Source organism: Pseudomonas fluorescens (genome assembly GCF_001307155.1).
Lineage (GTDB): Bacteria > Pseudomonadota > Gammaproteobacteria > Pseudomonadales > Pseudomonadaceae > Aquipseudomonas > Aquipseudomonas helvetica.
Genome location: NZ_CP012830.1, coordinates 3,950,295 through 3,964,844 on the forward strand (window position 1 = coordinate 3,950,295; position 14,550 = coordinate 3,964,844).

The 14,550-nt window shown below is 61.3% G+C and carries 13 protein-coding genes; 7 read left to right on the forward strand and 6 right to left on the reverse strand.

The window, feature by feature from the left end:
• Positions 1–64: 64 nt before the first annotated feature.
• Positions 65–2,119 carry a S9 family peptidase gene (locus AO353_RS17950; RefSeq protein ID WP_054596161.1) on the reverse strand — a complete coding sequence of 685 codons (2,055 nt, stop codon included), beginning with the start codon at positions 2,117–2,119 and terminating at the stop codon, positions 65–67.
• 100 nt (positions 2,120–2,219) lie between these two features.
• Between AO353_RS17950 and AO353_RS17955 the strand changes: the two genes are divergently transcribed.
• Genes AO353_RS17955 through AO353_RS17965 form a run of 3 tightly spaced genes read left to right on the forward strand, consistent with a single transcriptional unit; the run spans position 2,220 to position 4,082 of the window.
• Positions 2,220–2,717, forward strand: coding sequence for a hypothetical protein (locus AO353_RS17955; protein ID WP_054598264.1), 498 nt, complete (start codon positions 2,220–2,222; stop codon positions 2,715–2,717).
• Positions 2,718–2,749: 32 nt separating this feature from the next.
• Positions 2,750–3,526, forward strand: a complete 777-nt coding sequence (locus AO353_RS17960) for a class II glutamine amidotransferase (RefSeq protein WP_054596162.1) — start codon at positions 2,750–2,752, stop codon at positions 3,524–3,526.
• A gap of 13 nt (positions 3,527–3,539) precedes the next feature.
• Complete coding sequence (locus tag AO353_RS17965; RefSeq protein ID WP_054596163.1) at positions 3,540–4,082, forward strand: DUF2937 family protein; 543 nt, start codon at positions 3,540–3,542, stop codon at positions 4,080–4,082.
• 142 nt (positions 4,083–4,224) lie between these two features.
• Here AO353_RS17965 and AO353_RS17970 read toward each other — a convergent pair whose 3' ends face one another.
• From AO353_RS17970 to AO353_RS31200, 5 genes are all read right to left on the reverse strand, one after another.
• Positions 4,225–6,336: a TonB-dependent receptor gene (locus tag AO353_RS17970; protein ID WP_054596164.1), complete on the reverse strand. Its 2,112-nt coding sequence runs from the start codon at positions 6,334–6,336 to the stop codon at positions 4,225–4,227.
• Positions 6,337–6,350: 14 nt separating this feature from the next.
• Complete coding sequence (locus tag AO353_RS17975; protein ID WP_054596165.1) at positions 6,351–7,562, reverse strand: MFS transporter; 1,212 nt, start codon at positions 7,560–7,562, stop codon at positions 6,351–6,353.
• The gene (locus tag AO353_RS17980) at positions 7,552–9,474 is read right to left on the reverse strand and encodes an IucA/IucC family protein (protein ID WP_054596166.1); all 1,923 of its coding nucleotides are present in this window, start codon (positions 9,472–9,474) and stop codon (positions 7,552–7,554) included. Before AO353_RS17980 ends, AO353_RS17975 begins: the two co-directional genes overlap by 11 nt.
• A 125-nt stretch (positions 9,475–9,599) precedes the next feature.
• Positions 9,600–10,517 carry a LysR family transcriptional regulator gene (locus tag AO353_RS17985; RefSeq protein WP_054596167.1) on the reverse strand — a complete coding sequence of 306 codons (918 nt, stop codon included), beginning with the start codon at positions 10,515–10,517 and terminating at the stop codon, positions 9,600–9,602.
• Complete coding sequence (locus AO353_RS31200) at positions 10,514–10,660, reverse strand: hypothetical protein (protein ID WP_158246521.1); 147 nt, start codon at positions 10,658–10,660, stop codon at positions 10,514–10,516. Before AO353_RS31200 ends, AO353_RS17985 begins: the two co-directional genes overlap by 4 nt.
• Between AO353_RS31200 and AO353_RS17990 the strand changes: the two genes are divergently transcribed.
• From AO353_RS17990 to AO353_RS18005, 4 genes are all read left to right on the forward strand, one after another.
• Positions 10,659–11,951: an MFS transporter gene (locus AO353_RS17990; protein ID WP_054596168.1), complete on the forward strand. Its 1,293-nt coding sequence runs from the start codon at positions 10,659–10,661 to the stop codon at positions 11,949–11,951. The genes AO353_RS31200 and AO353_RS17990 overlap by 2 nt on opposite strands.
• 65 nt (positions 11,952–12,016) lie before the next feature.
• Positions 12,017–12,769, forward strand: coding sequence for a 5-oxoprolinase subunit PxpA (locus tag AO353_RS17995; protein WP_019692480.1), 753 nt, complete (start codon positions 12,017–12,019; stop codon positions 12,767–12,769).
• A complete protein-coding gene (locus AO353_RS18000; protein WP_054596169.1) occupies positions 12,766–13,470 on the forward strand; it encodes a 5-oxoprolinase subunit B family protein in 705 nt (234 codons plus the stop codon). Before AO353_RS17995 ends, AO353_RS18000 begins: the two co-directional genes overlap by 4 nt.
• Positions 13,467–14,384, forward strand: a complete 918-nt coding sequence (locus AO353_RS18005; protein ID WP_054596170.1) for a biotin-dependent carboxyltransferase family protein — start codon at positions 13,467–13,469, stop codon at positions 14,382–14,384. Before AO353_RS18000 ends, AO353_RS18005 begins: the two co-directional genes overlap by 4 nt.
• The last annotated feature ends 166 nt before the right edge of the window (positions 14,385–14,550 follow it).

The window sequence follows — 14,550 nt, forward strand, 5'->3', positions numbered from 1 at the left end:
TGCCAATCCCTTGTGGGAGCGAGCCTGCTCCCACATTTAAGACTCATACGCCTTGCAGAGTTCTTCAGGCGATTCCCAATACCTTGAAAACAAATGCGTATTCGAGGGCTACGTCACGTAATCCTTGATAACGCCCGCTCATCCCGCCATGACCGGCACCCAGTTCGGTCTTGAGCAGCAACAGATTATTGTCGGATTTGGTCGCTCGCAACTTGGCCACCCACTTGGCCGCTTCCCAATACTGCACGCGGCTGTCGTTGTAGCCGGCGATCACCAGGGTTGCCGGATAGGCGTGAGCGCCGACGTTTTCGTACGGCGCGTATGCCTTGATCCGATCATAAACTGCCAGCTCTTCAGGATTGCCCCATTCGTCGTATTCGGTGACGGTCAGCGGCAAGTCCGGATCGAGCATGGTGTTGAGCACGTCGACGAACGGCACCTCGGCAATCGCCGCCGCAAACAGTTCCGGGCGCTGGTTGAGCACCGCGCCGATCAGCAATCCGCCGGCACTGCCGCCGCTGATGGCCAGTTGTTTTGAGGTAGTGAAGCCGTTGGCGATCAGGTGTTCGGCGCAGGCGATGAAGTCGTTGAAGGTGTTCTGCTTGTGTTCCTGCTTGCCGGCGCGATACCAGGCTTCGCCCAGCTCACCGCCGCCGCGCACATGGGCGATGGCGAAGGCCATGCCGCGATCGAGCAGGCTCAGGCGCGCGTGGGAGAACCACGGGTCGAGGCTTTCGCCGTAGGCGCCGTAGCCGTAAAGGTAAAGCGGCGTCGGCTTGCCGAGCATTTCACGTTTGACCACCAGGCTGATCGGCACCTGTGTGCCATCGGGCGCGGTCGCCCACAGGCGCTGACTGACATAGGCATCGGCGTCGAAAGGGCCGAGCACCTGGGTTTCCTTGAGGACTTTCTGTTCGCCGCTGGCGAGGGTGAGCTGGCGAATCTGCGCCGGGCGATTCAACGCCTCGTAACGCAGACGGATCTTGTCGCTGGCAAACTCCAGGCTGTTTTGCACATGCAGGCTGTAGGCCGCGTCTGGCAGTTGCACGCGGTAAGCAGGCAGGCCTTGTGGGTGAACTTCGATGATCGGCAAACCGCCTTCGCGCAGGCTCAGGGTCATGGCCGAGGTATTCAAGCTCATGCCGTCAAGCATCACCGTGTCGCTGTGAGGGATCAGGTTTTGCCAGTCGCTTTCGGTTGGCGCAACCCCGGTGTCGGCAGCCTGATACAGCGCAAAGTTGATGCCGTCGCGGTTGCTGCGAATCAGCCAGGTCCATTGGTCGTCGAGCTTGCCGTGGTCGACGTCGTACTCGTGATCTTCAACCCGTGGTGCCAGGCAGGTGAAGGCCTGCTGTGGCTGCGACGCATCGAGCACCCAGACTTCGCTGGTGGTTTTGCTGCCCAGCGACAGCAGCAACTGGCGTTCGGAGCTTGAACGGTAGCAGTGCAGGAAAAACCGTCCGTCCGCTTCATGGAAGACTTCTTCAGCGGCGGTACCGTCGAGACGATAGCGAAACAGCTTGTGTGGGCGATGGGTGTCATCCAGTTCGCCGAAAAACAGCGTCAGGCTGTCGTTGGCCCAGGTCATGCTGCCGTCGCAATTGTCGAATGCCAGTTCGCTGACCTTGCCGTTGGACAGCTCCTTGACGAACAGCGTGTAAATCTCTTCACCGCTGGTATCGAGGCTGTAGGCCAGGCGCTGGTGGTCCGGGCTGATGCTGAAGGCGCCCAGCGAAAAAAAACCGCCATTGGCCAGCACATTGGGGTCGAGCAGCAGCTGTTCCTGGCTTTCGTCGACCAGCAGGCTGTCGTCGGCCGGACGCGGGCAGCGGTAATGCCGGGCATATTCGTCACCGGCGACGGTGCGGGTGTAATACAGGTAGGGCCCCCACGGGGAGGGCAGCGACAGGTCAGTTTCGAGAATCCGGCTTTTTATTTCGTTGAACAGGGTTTCTCGCAGCTCGGCCTGGTCGGCCAGTTGTGCTTCCTGATAGCTGTTTTCAGCCTTGAGGTAGTCGAGCACCTGTGCGCTGTCGCGCTCCTGCAGCCAGGCGTATGGGTCATCGCCGTCGGCCTTGTGGGCAATCGGGGCGCTGCAAACGTGGGCGGATAGGGGCATGAAGGACTCTCGGGCGTAATGTAAAAATGGCTTCACAGACAGCGGGGCAGCCTGATCGGTGAAAAGCCGTTATCATAAGCGCCTCTTTGCCTGCCTTGCCATGGACACCATGACCGAGAACGACTATCTGATCGCTTGGGGCCTTTACGCCTTTGCCGCTTTAGGCTGCCTGTTGGTGTGGATGCGGCTGACCCGCTGGATGTGGCGCTGGTTGCGCGAGCCACTGCGTCTGCTCATGGTCGTGCTGTTGTTCAGCCCGACCATTATCGACCCGGTAAAGGAAAAATTCGCCCCGGCCATCGCCATTACTGCCCTGGACCTGCTGTTCAAGGTCGGTAACAACATCTGGCGCGCGATCTCCGACCTGGTCATGTACAGCATGATCGCTTTCGGCATTTACCTGATCTTCGCGTTGATCCGCTTTCCCATCGAGCGCGCCGCCAATGCTCGCAAGGAGCGGGAGGCCGCCGCGAAAGCCGCTGCCAAGGCTGCCGATCCGGATGATGACCAGCCCTTTGGCGGTGCTGGTGACGATCGTTATGGTCGTCCGCCGGTTCCGAGCAACCCCCAGCGTTCGCGAGTTGAACCCCGTCTTTGACGTTGCCCCGGCATTGAAGCGAGAGTCCAGGCATGTGTGAATTATTGGGCATGAGCGCCAATGTACCGACCGATATCGTGTTCAGCTTCACCGGGCTGATGCAGCGTGGCGGTCGAACCGGCCCGCATCGGGACGGTTGGGGCATCGGGTTTTATGAGGGCCGTGGCCTGCGCTTGTTTCAGGACCCGGCGGCGAGTTGTGAGTCCGAAGTCGCGCAGCTGGTGCAGCGCTATCCAATCAAAAGCGAAGTGGTGATCGGGCATATCCGCCAGGCCAACGTCGGCAAGGTCTGCCTGTCCAACACTCATCCGTTCGTGCGTGAGTTGTGGGGTCGCAACTGGTGTTTCGCACATAACGGCCAACTCACTGACTTTCAGCCGACCGCCAGTTTTTACCGGCCGATTGGCGACACCGACAGCGAAGCGGCATTCTGCGATGTACTCAACCGCGTGCGTGAAGCCTTCCCGGAGCCGGTTGAAGTCGAGCAGTTGCTACCGAGCCTGGTGGCGGCGTGCGCCGAATACCGCAGCAAAGGTGTGTTCAATTGCCTGTTGAGCGACGGCGACTGGCTGTTCTGTTATTGCTCGAGCAAATTGGCGCACATCACCCGACGCGCGCCGTTTGGTCCGGCACGCTTGAAGGATGCGGACGTCATCGTCGACTTCCAGGCCGAAACCACGCCCAACGATGTGGTGACGGTCATTGCCACCGAACCCCTGACCGAAAACGAAACCTGGACCCGTTACGAACCGGGCCAATGGAGCCTGTGGCGACGCGGTGAATGCGTCAGCCAGGGCAAGACCGAATAAGGAACACCTTTCTATGTTGCTCAGTTATTTGCGGCTGGTGTTGTTTGCGATCGGCCTGTTGGTGGGTGTGCAGGTGCCGGGTTTCATCAACGACTACGCCAAGCGGGTCGAGGCGCACCTGATCGAAGCGCAGACCGGCTTGCGGGGTTTTCAAGGCACCGCCGAGCAGTTCTTCAAGGGCGATCTGCAAGCATTGGTTGCTCATTACCGTGCCAGTGACGACCCGGTGTTTCGCAGCGATGCCGACAGCCTGAGCACCTTGCTCACTCGCCAATTGGCGCTGGACAAGCAATTCCAGGCCATGCAAGGCCCGTGGTACATCCGCTTCTTGCAGGTGGTGTTGGCGGCTGACCCGGATATTCGCAAGGAAACCTGGAATGGCTACAGCTACCAGCTGTTGCTGACACCTGAAGCCATGGGCTGGGGGCTGAGCGGGGCGATGTTGCTGTCGTTCGGTCTGGAATGCCTGTTCCGCCTGATCGACTGGGTGGTGTTGGGCGGCAAGCGCCTGCGCCAGAGCCGGCCGATCGAAGAGCGTGATTTGCGCGGTTTGTAACACCCTTCGTAGGAGCACGGCTTGCCGGCGATGGCGTCCTTGAGATCGCCATCGCCGGCAAGCCGTGCTCCTACAGCATCTGCGCAAGCCCTCGATCTCGATCCCCCGAAACCGGAACCGACTCCTACGGCGATTGGGTTATTTACCAATCGATCGAGTAGCTCATGCTCAACGTACGGCCTTCGGCGTTGGCGAACGGCGCTTTGGCGTTGGCCTGGGCGAACAGGTTGACGTAGGTACGGTCGGTCAGGTTGTACACCCCACCTTCGAGACGCCCGACCGGCAATCGCACCGATCCCAGCAAGTCCACCAGCGTATAGCCCTTGATGTCGCGCCCGTTGTTGTCCTTGGCGGCGGCGTCGTAACTGGCCAGGCGCATGCCTTGCAAACGCAGGGTGTAGTCATCTTCGGTGTAGCCGACAAACAGCGTGGTCTTGGCCGGTGAGATGCGTGTCGCCGGCAGGTCGATCCATTTGCCGTTCTGCTCGGTCTCGCCTTTGGCCCACGCATAAGTGCCCCCCACCGACCAGTGATCGGTCGCGCGGTAGGTCAGGCTGTTTTCGATGCCGCGTACCCGTTCCTTCTGGTTGATCAGGCGCAGGACGCGATCATTGGCATCGTAGAACTGGGTCACGTCCGAGGTGTTTTCATACACGGTGACGTCGGCCTGCCACTGGTCCCAGTTACCGCGCCAGCCCAGCTCGTAGCTGTCGACCTTGATGGCCTGGGCGTTGAGGCTCTGGATGTCGAAAGTGCTGTTGACGTCACGCAAGAAGCGCTGGATATCCGGCAGCGAAAAACCCTGGCTGTAATTGGCGAAGAGGTCCTGGTTCTCGCTCAGGTGATAGACCGCGCCCAGGTTATAGAGCGTGGCGTCATATTTGAGGGTGTCGCCGGGCAGGGTGGCGCGGACGCCGGTCTGGACGATCTGACCGTAGGCGATGCTGTCGGCGACCTCACTTTCGATCCACTCGCGGCGCACACCGCCACGCAAGGTCCAGTCGCCAACGTCCCAGGACATTTGCCCGAACAGCGCCTTGGTGGTGGTTTCGAGATCCGGGCCCATCTCGTAGGTGGTGCCGGTCTTGCTGTAAGTCAGCCCTTTGAGGGTGTACTGGTCGCCACGCTGGCGCGAGCGCTCGTGATCGTAGTCGGCGCCCCAGACCAGATTGCCCGTAGCGCTGCCGATGGCCGGCAACGGCGTGTCGATGGCCGCGCGCAAGCCGTAGACATCCTGCACGCTGTTGTTGTCGGCGATCCCGGCCTTGCCCCGCGACAGGTCCGGGAAGAACAGCGCGTCGGCCCGACGCCAGTAGCTTTCCAGCTGCAGGCCCTGACCGTAGAAGTCCTTGTCGGTGTAGTTGAGGTTGACCGCCTGGTTATGGGTGTAGGGCTGGTCGTCGAGTTTCAGCCCTTTGACCGCTACGGCTTGCTGCAGGTTTTTCGGGTCTTTGGTGAAGTCCGTGTCCTGCTGGTCCTTGTAGTCCTGCAGCGACAGGCTGAGTTTTTTGTCGGCATCCAGTTCGTAACCGAAACGACCTTGCAGGTCATAGGTTTCGGTGTCCATGTTGCTGCCCTGGGAGGTGTCCTGAGGGATGCGCTTGCCGTTGCCATCGAACTGATCGTTGCGCTGGGTCAGGTCGGCGGACACGTACCAGTCCAGCGCGTCCTTGCGCCCGGTCGCACTCTGGAAAGCTTCATAGGCGAAGCCTTTGCTGTTGAGATTGTTGCCGCTGGTCAGGCCCAGTTTGCTGCTATAGGCAATATCCTGGCCCTGGTTGCGCTTGGTGATGATGTTGATGATGCCGCCTGAAGCGCCGGCACCGTAGATGCTGCTGGCGCCGGAAATCACTTCGATGCGCTCGATGCTGGCCGGCGCGATGCTGTTGAGCTGGCGGAAGTTGTCGCGCGTAGCGTTCTGCGATACGCCGTCGATCAACACCAGCATGTTGCGCCCGCGCAGGGTCTGGCCGAAGTTGCTCATCCCGCCGCTGGACGGCGCAAGGCCGGGCACCAATTGCCCAAGAATGTCGGAGACTCGGCGACCCGCGCCGCTTTGCTCGCGGACCTGCTGTTCGTCGATGACCTGGACCGAGCCTGGAATCGAGGCGATGCTCGCCTCGCTACGAGTCGCGGAGACGACGGTGGCTTGCATGTTCAGGGTGCCGGGTTGCTGTTCGGTCTCCTCGGCCCAGGTTTGGGCGCTGAAGGAGCCAAGCAGCGGAATCAACAGAGAAAGTTTGGTTCGGGTCATGACGTGGTCTTTTTTTAGTTTTGATAAGTGTGGGTGGATAAGGGTGTTGGGCCGGGTGTGGAGGTGAAGGACCGCACCCAGCGAATTCCGATGGCGGCCAGCGCATAAGTCAGCGCCACCAGCCAGAAACTGTGCGCCAGCCCGACCAGCCCCATGCCGATCCCGCCGAGGACGGCACCGAGCAAGGCGCCAGCCTTGGCCGCGCTGTTGCCGAGGCCGAGGGCAAAACCCTGTTGGCTTGAAGCAACGGTGTTGGCGATCAGTGCATAGGCGACCGGCAGCAGGGCGCCTTGCCAGACACCCCAGACCAGCCGGCTGACGAGGAACCCCAGCCATTCGTTGGCCAGTGCCGTGGCCGCCAGTGTCAGGGCGCACAGCCAGGCGACGCCTTCGATGACGCGCAAGGTGTAGGCCGGTTGCCAGCGGTCGAACAGGCGTCCCCACAGCGGGGCGGAAATGGCCAGGGTCGCGGCGCTCGCCGCATAAGTGGCGCCGATCAGCCAGCTCGGTGCGTGCAGAATCTCGGCGACGTACAGCGCGTAGAACGGCTGCGGCATCATCTTCGCGGCCTGAATCAACACGATCACCAGCAAGATTCCACCGAGCCAGCCTTTGGGCAGGGCCACTGGCGCGACTGGTTTTTTCGTCGAGGCCCGGGCCTTGTCGGCCGGCAGGAAAAAACTCCCCAGTGCGCACAGCAGGCAAATCGCCGTCGCGCCATAACAGAGCAGGGCGAATCCCGAGATATCCATCAGCCAACCGCCCAGCACCGGGCCGATCAACGAGCCGACGGCGGTCGCCGATTGCAGGCGGGCCAGGGTGTGGCCGCGCCGGGAATTGTCGCAGCAGGCCAGGGCATAGGCTTGCGCAGCGGCGAGAAACCCGGCCAATGCGCCTTGCATCACACGAATGCCCACCAGCAGCCACGGGTCGACGGTGATGGCCGCCAACCCTTGGCACAACGCCAATGCCAGCAACGCCCGAACGATCATCGGCTTGTGCCCGGTGCGATCACCCAACTGGCCCCACACGGGAGTCAGGAGCATGGCGGCGAGCATCGGGCCGGCATAGACCAGCGCCGATAACAGCGCTGTGTAGCCGGCGCCCTCTGGCCCGAGCAGATGGCGGATCTGCAAGGGCCAGAACGGGCCGCTCATTTCCATGGCACCCATGGAGACCAACTGGATGACGATCAGCAGTCGCAACGCGCGACTGTCAGCGAGCATGGGCGCTGGATCGCAGTGGGTTGCTCAAGCGTCCGACGATGTCGGCGTGGCTGTCGTGCAAGCGCATGCGCATGAACGATTTGGCCGGCCAGTCCTGTTCCAGCAAGGCCGCGCGCTCGCTGTCCCAGCGTGCCGGTTCGACGTGTTCGCGCAAGGCGTCGAAGCACTCTGCAACGTGCGCTGCCAATCGCTCCCACAGGAGGTTTTCCGATACGTTCCAGTGACGGGCGCAGAGCAACGTCAGCTCGCCGAGGTGGCACATGAACGTGGTGTGCAGGAGTTTGTCGCGGACAAAACCGGGCTCGTCGTACAGGGTCATTTTCGGATCGTGCAGCTGGATATCCAGACCCTTGGCATGCAGGGTCTTGCGATCGATGCGGATGTCGCCGAAGTCACGCAGTAACAGCCGATTCAACTGCCCGTCAGCGCCCATCACCATGAAGCTGTTTTGCTGGTGCGCTTCGAACGCCACGCCATACATCAGGTAAATGCCCAACAGGCTCGGTACGGCAATCGACAGGTAGTCATCGAAGAACGCCAGCATGGCCTCGCTGTCGTCACGGCCCTGAGCCAGGCGTACCCAATCGCGCAGCAACGGTTGTTCGAATTCGTTGACGGCGAACAGGCTGCCGACCGGTATCGCCAACTCGCCTGCTTGCAGCAGGGTCAGCGGGTTGTCGCGGTACAGCACGGCAGCATGCCGGGACAGTTCGTCATTGGCCGGTTGTGGCGCGTAATGCACGCCGATGCGCTCCGGCACGATGTTCAGCAGACGCTGAATCTGCGGCTCCTGATCGAGAATATCCAGCAACAGCTGACTGATACGCGGCCCCATCCGGGCCGAGCGCGGCGACACGGTGCGCTGCACGCTGGTCAGGCGCAAGGCCACCGGCAACTTGACCATCGGCGCAACGCGACTGGCCTCCGGTACGACCGTGCGAAAGGACATGGTCGGGTGGCCAGTGAAGGCCACGATGTCGGTGACGATCAGCAGGTTGTCGGCGATTTCGTTGGCGAACGATTTTGGCAGCTCTTCTTCGGCTTGCCAGGGGTGCGACGGGAGCGGGAGGTAGTCCGTAACGTCCAGGCCCAGTTGCTGCAAATGGCGCTGCAATTGTTCGGCGGCCTGCGGGAAGTGACCTTGCCACCATTCCCAGTAATCGGCGCTGCCGGCCAGCGTTTCGACGTGGGCGTATTGGCGGTGCAGGGCGCACAGCACAACAGGGAAGCTCGCTTCGAACTCCGGCGAGAAAGCGATGACCTGAGTGGCGCTCAAGCCCAGTTTGGTCTTGTAGTTGGGGTGCCACGGATGGCCGAGCGTGCCCCACTGTTCGAGCAACGACGTCGGGTTCCGCTGACCGGGGCTGGTTTTGAGCCAGGCGAGCAGGTTGTCGTCGTGTTCGGTGCCGATCTGCTCTCTCAGACGTTCGGTCCATCCATGGTGGAACGCCAGGCACAGGGTGTCGTTGCTGTAGCTGTCATCCAGCTCGCGGGCCAGACGTTCCAGTACTTGCGGGGAGGCGGGCGGGTTCAGCTGGGTGGAGAGATGGGCGAGCAGTTCGCTGGGCAGCTGGATCTTGTGCGGCAGTGCGTCGGGGGTGTGCAGGACGATGCTGCCGCGCACATCCCAACTGTTCATCCTGCCACCGGACAGATGATCGAAGCACAGGTGTGCGCCGTTGCCCAGCGGCAACCAGCAGCGGCGGTTGTCATCGTATTCGCAGGTGTCGGGGTTGATCAGGTCTTCACGAAACAGCGCCTGGATCAGGCGTTGAAAACAGCGCTGGGCGGCGGGTTCCAGCGCATTGCTCAAATGATCGAGGGTGATGCGGTGGGACTGGAAAGCCTGGGTGCCAAGGGCTTCGCTCCAGTGTGCGAGCAGTTGCTGCTGTTGTTGCGTGTAGGCGCGCATCAGGTCCGACTCCTTCTGGACAGTTGTTTAGCTGAATGCGCGCTGAGAATACCGTCTAAAAATAATAATGCAAATGATAGTAATTCCTACTTGTGGTGTGGGAAAGCTCCTATTCAGAGGCCGGCTTAGTCTTTGCTCAAGACGATGTAGTGCTCACCGACCTTCTGCGCATAGCCCTCCACCACGTGCTGACACAATGCCACGATCTCCTCGACCCATTCCGCGCCGACCCGCCATGACACCACCACTTGCAGGTTGGGCGGGCGTTGGTCGATGGCCAGCAAGGTCAATTCGCCCCGGGCCAGTTCTTCACTGACCAGCACCGGCGGCAAGGCACCAATGCCGAAACCGTCACGCAGCAATCGGATAATCGCCGACACCGAATTCACGCAATTGAGCTTTGGCGCGAGTACGCCATTGGCCTGCATCAGGCTGAGCACGTCCTGATGCGGGTGGGAGTTTTTCGAGTAGGTGATGATCCGTTCACGGGCCAGTTCGGCGACGCTGGTGTAGTTGCGGTTGTAGATCGAATGGCTGGCGACGATCCAGCCCATCGGGTGGCTGGCCAGTTCCAGGCTGCGCACGCTTTCCTGGCGCAGCAGGTCGGTTTGCAGAATCAGGTCGAGAAAACCTTTTTGCAGCTGATCGCAGAGATTCAGCGAGGTATCGGCGACCAACTCGATTTCTACCAACGGATAGTGATCGGTCATCTGTGCCACCAACGGACTGAGCCAGGTGTGAATGACCGTGTCCATCACGCCGATGCGAACCCGTCCGACCTTGCTTGAGCGGGTTTCCAGCGACTGCTTCAGCGCTTGCATGGTGTCGAGCATTTGCTCGGCGTAATCGAGCACCTTCACGCCTTCGGGCGTCAGCTTCACGCCGCGTGAATCGCGCAGGAACAGCTTCACCCCAAGCTCGCTTTCCAGCACCGCGATGCGGCTGGAAATCGAGGCCTGGGTGGTGAAGAGCTTGTCGGCCGTCAGGCGAAAGCTTTTCAACCGGGCGACCCAAACGAAGGTCTCGAGAAATTTGAGGTTCATGCGATCAACTTTTTCTTATGCCTTGGCAGGGTTTTTATTAGTTGGACGAGCAGGGCGCCGTCGTCGAAAAATGCGCCGAACCCACGATAGGCGTCGTCGGTGTTCAGAACAATACCAATAAAATTCAGCTGGAGATTTGCCATGAGTGCGCCCGACACGCTCGATGTCGCCAAACCCAAGATCGAGAGCCGCCCCGGCCCGTTCGACTGGTACCGCAACATCAATCAGCAGGAACGCCGAACCTTCTGGAGCTGCAAGGTCGGCTATGGCCTGGACGGCATGGACACCCAAATGCTGAGCTTTGTGGTGCCGACACTGATCGCCATGTGGGGCATCACCACTGGCCAAGCGGGGCTGATCCACACCAGCACGCTGATCGCTTCGGCGATTGGCGGTTGGGTCGCCGGGATTCTCTCTGACCGCATCGGTCGCGTGCGCACCTTGCAACTGACGGTGCTGTGGTTCGCCTTCTTCACTTTCCTCTGCGGGTTTGCGCAAAACTACGAACAACTGTTGATCGCCCGAACCTTGATGGGCTTCGGTTTCGGTGGTGAATGGACTGCCGGCGCAGTACTGATGGGCGAGGTGATCCGTGCCAAGGACCGCGGCAAGGCGGTGGGCATGGTGCAATCCGGCTGGGCCCTGGGCTGGGGCCTGACGGCGATTCTGTATGCGCTGCTGTTCTCGATCCTGCCGCCGGAGGATGCCTGGCGTGCGCTGTTCATCCTCGGCATTGTGCCGGCAATTTTCGTGATCTTCGTCCGCCGGTTGGTCAAGGACCCAGAAATCTACCGCCAGGCCAAGGCCCGGCAGGAACCGAGCAACCCGTCGAAGTTCTACGAGATCTTCGCCCCCGGCATGCTCAGCACCACGTTTCGCGCATCCTTGCTGACCACTGGCGCCCTGGGCGGTTACTACGCGATCACTTCCTGGCTGCCGACCTTCCTGAAAAACGAGCGCGGACTGAGCGTACTCGGCACCGGCGGTTATCTGGCGATGGTGATTCTCGGGTCTTACGCCGGCTATGTGATCAGCGCCTACCTGACTGACATTCTGGGTCGCAAGAAGAACTTCATTCTGTTCGCGGTCGGCTCGTTCACCATTGTGCTGCTCTACACCCAACTGCCGGTCAGCAATGGCGTGATGCTTTGGCTGGGCTTTCCGCTGGGGTTCTTCGCCTCGGGGATTTTCAGTGGCATGGGCGCGTTTCTCACCGAGCTGTTTCCAACGCGGATTCGCGGTTCGGGCCAGGGCTTTTGCTACAACGTTGGTCGCGCGCTGGCGGCGCTGTTTCCGCTGCTGATCGGTTTGCTCAGCCAGAAAGTACCGCTGAGCGTCGGGATCGGCGCGTTTGCGGCGGTGTCTTACGGTGTAGTGATCCTGGCGGCGTTGAGCCTGCCGGAAACCCGTGGCAAGCAACTCGATGCGCAGTAACTGATAATCTGGAGACCGCTCGAACGTCCCCGGTTAAAACGATAAAACCCTCAGGAGTACTCACCGTGAGCCGCCTGCTATTGAACTGCGATATCGGCGAAAGCTTTGGTCACTGGACCATGGGGCTGGATGCCGAAGTGATGCCGTACATCGATTGCGCCAACATTGCCTGCGGGTTCCATGCCGGCGACCCGAGCATCATGCGCAAGACCGTCAGCCTGGCGCTGAGCCACGGCGTGCAGATTGGTGCGCATCCGGCCTATCAGGATCTGCTGGGGTTTGGCCGCCGTTCCATGGCCTACACCGCGCAGGAACTTCAGGATCTGCTGCACTACCAGATCGGCGCGCTGGACGGCATTTGCCGGGCGCAGGGCGCTCGCGTCAGTTACGTCAAACCCCACGGGGCGATGTACAACGACATGATGGCCAACCCGGCGCAACTGCGGGCGGTGATTCAGGCCGTGGCGGCGTATGACCCCCAATTGCCGTTGATGCTGATGGCGACCCGTGACAACCACGCGGCTCAGCTGATGGGCGACGAGTACGGTGTGACGCTGTGGTTCGAAGCATTCGCCGACCGTGCCTATGACAGCGCCGGGCATCTGGTTTCACGGCAGCTGCCGGGGTCGGTGCATCACGATCCCGAGACAATCATTCAACAGGCGCTGACTATCGCTCGCGGTGACAACCTTGTCGCCAGTGACGGCAGCGCTTTGCATTTGCAGGCCAACACCCTCTGCGTACACGGCGACAACGCCAGTTCGGTGGCGGCTGTGCAGCGGATCCGTGAAGCGTTGAATCAGCAGAGCGCGCCATGAAGCCACGGGTTGAAGTGGTGGCCATCGATTGTTTGATGGTGCGGTTGTTCGATGAAATCGCCGAAGCCAACATGCCGTGGATGCTCGCCGCCAGCGAGCGACTGCGTGCGGGGTTCGCCGGGCATTTGATCGATCTGGTGCCGTCTTATACTACCCTGATGGTGCATTACGACCTGCTCGCCTTGAGTCCGGCTCAGGCGCGGGAGCTGATCGCCGAAGCCTTGACCGATCTGACCCCTAACGCCCGGGCCAGTGGTCAATGCCATGTGTTGCCGGTCTGGTATGACCTCAGTGTCGGGCCTGAGCTGAGCCTGCTTTCGCAGCGTAGCGGGCTGGCTGTGGAGGAGGTGATTCGTCGCCACAGCGAGCGTGAGTATCAAGTGTTCGCGCTGGGTTTTGCGCCGGGGTTTGCCTTCATGGGACTGGTTGAAGAAGTGCTGGCCGCGCCCCGTTTGAATACCCCGCGCAAGCGCGTGGCAGCCGGCAGCGTGGGGATTGCCGAGCGGCAGACAGCGGCGTATCCGGTGGTTTCTCCGGGTGGCTGGAATCTGATCGGTCGCACTCCCGCCAAGTTGTTCGACCGCGAGCGTGAGGGCTACAGCCTGATGCAACCGGGCGACACGGTACGTTTTGCCGCGGTCGGTCATGCCGAGTTCGTCAATCTGGGCGGCGACGATACACCGCTGGAGGTGCTGGCATGAGCCGTTTGACGATCGAAGCCAGCACGCCGCTGTGTTTGCTGCAGGATGCCGGTCGGTTCGGTGTACGGCATCTGGGCGTGACCCAGGGCGGTGCAGCGGATTGGCTGTCGATGTCCTGGGCCAACTGGCTGCTGGGTAATTCGCTGGAGGCCGCGGTGATTGAAGTCACCCTCGGCGGTTTGACCCTGGAGGCGCAAGACGATTGCTGTCTGGCGCTGGCGGGGGCGGACCTCGGTGCGCTGCTCGACGGCCAGCCGCTGGCGCCGTGGCGTAGTTTTCAGTTGAAGAAAGGCCAGCGTTTGCAATTCACCCAGCCGGTGCAAGGTGCCCGCGCCTATCTGGCAGCGCCCGGCGGTTTTAATGCGCCCCAGGTGTTGGGCAGTTGTGCGACGGTAGTGCGCGAGGAACTCGGCGGTCTCGACGGTTTTGGCCGGCCCTTGGCACGCGGCGCCGAGTTGAGTTATTCCGGGCCGGCGCAGGCGCTGCGGGAGGTGCCGCGCGAGCAGCGACCGGACTTCACGCTGAATCAGCCGCTGGATCTGGTGCTCGGTGCGCAACATGGCGAGTTCAGCGGGCAAAGCCTGTTCGACGCCTTCAACCGTGTCTGGACCCTCGACAGTCGTGCTGATCGCATGGGCATTCGCTTGCTGGGGACGGCGTTACAGTATCAAGGCAAGCCGATGATCTCCGAAGGCATCCCGCTGGGCGCGGTCCAGGTACCACCGGACGGGCAGCCGATCGTGCTGCTCAATGATCGGCAGACCATTGGCGGTTATCCACGATTAGGCGCGTTGACGCCATTGGCGTTGGCCCGCCTGGCGCAATGTTTGCCAGGGCAGCAGATCCGGTTGGCACCGGTGGTGCAGGAAACGGCGCATCGGCAGCAGGTCGAGTATTTGCGCAGGTTTCTTTAAGCACAGCCGAGCATTGTGGCGAGGGGGCTTGCCCCCGTTGGGTCGCAAAGCGACCCTAAAACCTGTGGCGTGGTTCTATCGGGTAAACGCATGCAGCCGATTTGCGACTGCTGCGCAGCCGAACGGGGCGCTGCGGCGTTCCGACAAGCCCCCTCGCCACAGAGAA

What these genes read in the sequence shown, in the direction of transcription:
- AO353_RS31200 (WP_158246521.1), bottom strand. Translation starts at nt 10,660, where the DNA reads ATGGCAAATCTCCAGCTGAATTTTATTGGTATTGTTCTGAACACCGAC.
- AO353_RS17950 (WP_054596161.1), bottom strand. Translation starts at nt 2,119, where the DNA reads ATGCCCCTATCCGCCCACGTTTGCAGCGCCCCGATTGCCCACAAGGCC.
- AO353_RS17985 (WP_054596167.1), bottom strand. Translation starts at nt 10,517, where the DNA reads ATGAACCTCAAATTTCTCGAGACCTTCGTTTGGGTCGCCCGGTTGAAA.
- AO353_RS17990 (WP_054596168.1), top strand. Translation starts at nt 10,659, where the DNA reads ATGAGTGCGCCCGACACGCTCGATGTCGCCAAACCCAAGATCGAGAGC.
- AO353_RS18000 (WP_054596169.1), top strand. Translation starts at nt 12,766, where the DNA reads ATGAAGCCACGGGTTGAAGTGGTGGCCATCGATTGTTTGATGGTGCGG.
- AO353_RS17980 (WP_054596166.1), bottom strand. Translation starts at nt 9,474, where the DNA reads ATGCGCGCCTACACGCAACAACAGCAGCAACTGCTCGCACACTGGAGC.
- AO353_RS17970 (WP_054596164.1), bottom strand. Translation starts at nt 6,336, where the DNA reads ATGACCCGAACCAAACTTTCTCTGTTGATTCCGCTGCTTGGCTCCTTC.
- AO353_RS18005 (WP_054596170.1), top strand. Translation starts at nt 13,467, where the DNA reads ATGAGCCGTTTGACGATCGAAGCCAGCACGCCGCTGTGTTTGCTGCAG.
- AO353_RS17955 (WP_054598264.1), top strand. Translation starts at nt 2,220, where the DNA reads ATGGACACCATGACCGAGAACGACTATCTGATCGCTTGGGGCCTTTAC.
- AO353_RS17965 (WP_054596163.1), top strand. Translation starts at nt 3,540, where the DNA reads ATGTTGCTCAGTTATTTGCGGCTGGTGTTGTTTGCGATCGGCCTGTTG.
- AO353_RS17975 (WP_054596165.1), bottom strand. Translation starts at nt 7,562, where the DNA reads ATGCTCGCTGACAGTCGCGCGTTGCGACTGCTGATCGTCATCCAGTTG.
- AO353_RS17960 (WP_054596162.1), top strand. Translation starts at nt 2,750, where the DNA reads ATGTGTGAATTATTGGGCATGAGCGCCAATGTACCGACCGATATCGTG.